This is a genomic window from Desulfurivibrio modestus, assembly GCF_044068625.1.
Taxonomy (GTDB): domain Bacteria; phylum Desulfobacterota; class Desulfobulbia; order Desulfobulbales; family Desulfurivibrionaceae; genus Desulfurivibrio.
In genome coordinates this window covers 1-2,775 of the sequence record NZ_JBIPKH010000049.1, presented here as the reverse complement: position 1 = coordinate 2,775, position 2,775 = coordinate 1, and the positions used below count along the sequence as shown (strand labels likewise).

The window sequence follows — 2,775 nt, the reverse complement described above, 5'->3', positions numbered from 1 at the left end:
CTATGGTCACAATATTCAGTTGGATCACGCAAAATCAGCTAATAAGCGACTCCTGTTTTGCCATACCTTGTCATGATGCTCGACAATTTTCACTTGAATAAAGATGGTACTCCCACAACACACACCATGAAAACTTCTCGTAAATACAATGAAATAGCTGGCGCCAGCCCCCAAATTACAATATTGGGGTCGGGGTTGCCACATTGCTTGAATTCTGATAATGTATTGCATGAATCTAAGGTTTACGTGGCTATATGCAATACATTATCAGGAGGCTGCCATGGCAACCGATTCCGCCCGGCAACAACAGTTGGTTTCCCTGTTCCACAGCCACCCCTGCTGGATGATCGAGCCGCTGACCGACGAACTGGGCTGTTCGATGCCATCGACTCGGCGGTACCTGAAAGCGGCCGGCTACTACAGCAGTTTCACCCACAACGGCAAATGGTACACCCTGAAGTCGATCCCCCGCTTCGACCGGGACGGTCTCTGGTTTCACGAACTCATCGGCTTTTCACGGGCCGGCAGTTTAACCGGCACCCTCATTCAGCTGGTTGGCCGCAGTCCAGCGGGTTTGACGGCGCAACAGCTTGGGGTGAAACTCCGCTGCCGGTGTCATTCGGTCCTGGTTCAGTTGTGCCGCCACGGCAAGTTGGCCCGTCAACCGATGGGGCGCAGCCATCTCTACCTCGCGGTCGATCAACCCGTTCAAGCTGCACAACTGCAAGTCCTGGCCGGGAACCAGCCGGCGGCGGCGCTGCCGGCAGAGATTGCGGTCCTCATTCTGGCCGAGTTCATCCGACAACCGGAGCTCAGCTTCGAAGAGCTGGCAGCGGTGGTGGGCGGCAACCGGCAGCTCAACCTCAAAACGGCCCAGGTTGCGGACCTTTTCGCCCGCCATGGTTTAAAAAAAACGACCCGGGCTGCCAAGCCGAAGCCTTACGGGCCTTGACTTACTGGCAGGAACAAACGCTGCGGGAGGTATCGCCCACAGCTCTCTTTCCCCTCCCGCCGGTTATCCGCTTTGCTCCGAAAACAGCAACCTGCTCCTGCGGTGGTCGTCTGATCGTGCAAAAGAGCCGGCGTAAAAAGATCCTCCTCATGGCCGGACCCTTCATCGCCCATGAGACTGTGGCGCAATGCCCCGATTGTCGCCGCATTTTCGGCTCCGAGGCCCTGGCCCGGCTGGTTGAGCCCCGTTGCAACGTCGGCTATGAGATCCTGGTTTACGTCGGCCGGGCATTGTTTCAGCGGCATCGCACCGGGCAGGAAGTTCGCGCCGAGTTGGCCGCCCGCAATATTCGCCTCAGCACCTCCGAGATCGACTATTTGGGCCGCAAATTCATTACCGACCTGGCCATTGCTCACCGCCGGGCCGCCCCTCGCATCCGGCAGACCATGACCATGGCCGGGGGCTATATTCTCCATCTTGACGCCACCCATGACAGCGGCTCCATGGCGCTGATGACGGGCATGGACAGCTTGAGTAAATTCGTCTTGGCCAACATAAAATTGCCCAGTGAGAATGCCGACTATATCGTACCCTTCCTGCGTCAACTGGCAGGGGACTATGGCCGCCCATTGGCCTGCGTCCGCGATATGGGGAGCGGGATCGGCAAGGCGGTTGCCGAGGTATTCCCCGGAGTACGTGATTTTGTTTGCCATTTCCATTTTCTTCGCGATATCGGCAAGGATTATCTCGAACCCGCCTATGCCCGTTTACGCAAGGGGTTGCGCAGCCATGCCGCCAGTTCCCGGCTGCATGCGCTGGCTCGAGAAATGCGCTTGCAACTCGTTGAGCATAGCGACCGGTGCGCTGCTCTGGCCGGGGCCATCAAAGCCGCCGACCAGCCGAAAGATCTCGAACTGATGCCCATAGCCGCTACCTATTCGCTGACCCTTTGGGCCTTGCACGGTAAACATAGCGGGGACGGCTACGGCTTTCCCTTCGATCGCCCGCTGTTGGACTTTGCCCAACGTTTAATGGAACTGGAGCGGCTCATGCCGCAACTGCTGGACCTGCTGCTGGTTGACGATGAGCCGGACACCAATCAGCCGATCTTCAAGGTGTTGGCCCAAGCCTGCTTCGTCGCCGAAGATCAGGAAATCCGCCAAGCGGTGACAGAGTTGCAGTCGCGCTGCCAAAGCTTCGACTGCCTGCGCACGGCCATGCGGCTTGCCCCGGTGGACGGCGGCAACGGCTTGAACGATGAAGGCACGGTCGAGGCCATGACCACTATACGCCAGGGCGTCAAAGAGTTCCGCCGTCAACTGGCCGATGATCCCGAACTGGCAGCTGACCCGCCGAGCCAAAAAATGGCCGCCCAGATCGACAAGTACGACGACAAACTTTTCGCCGATCCCATAACCGTGGCGGCCCCAGAAGGTCCGGTCACCATATATCCCCAGCGAACCAATAATATCATGGAGCAGTTCTTCCGCAGCTTAAAACGCGGCCATCGTCGTAAGACCGGCAACAACTCCATGCAGCGAGCCCTGCAGGCAATGCTGGCCGATACGCCGTTGGTCAAAAACCTGAACAATCCCGCCTATACGAAAGTCCTGCTCGACGGCAAAGCCAATCTCGAAGAACTGTTCGCCGAAGTCGCGACATCCCGCCCGATTGCTAAATTTGACGAGCTGGAGGCTAATAGTGATCGCATCCTGCCGGGATTCCGGGCACTCATGAATCTGCCGGCCTTACCCGGCCAGATAATTCGGTCGCTTGGGGCTTGAATATGGCACATCCAACTGAATATTGTGACAATAGCTTTA

At 57.5% G+C, this 2,775-nt stretch carries 2 protein-coding genes; both read left to right on the top strand.

The window, feature by feature from the left end; all coding sequences use genetic code 11:
* Positions 1-343 precede the first annotated feature (343 nt).
* Positions 344-952 carry a hypothetical protein gene (locus tag ACHHRT_RS13660; protein ID WP_395500323.1) on the top strand — a complete coding sequence of 203 codons (609 nt, stop codon included), beginning with the start codon at positions 344-346 and terminating at the stop codon, positions 950-952.
* 116 nt (positions 953-1,068) lie between these two features.
* A complete protein-coding gene (locus tag ACHHRT_RS13655; RefSeq protein WP_395500322.1) occupies positions 1,069-2,736 on the top strand; it encodes a transposase in 1,668 nt (555 codons plus the stop codon).
* The last annotated feature ends 39 nt before the right edge of the window (positions 2,737-2,775 follow it).

Coding starts and splice junctions, on each gene's coding strand:
- ACHHRT_RS13660 (WP_395500323.1), top strand. CDS start 344: ATGATCGAGCCGCTGACCGACGAACTGGGCTGTTCGATGCCATCGACT.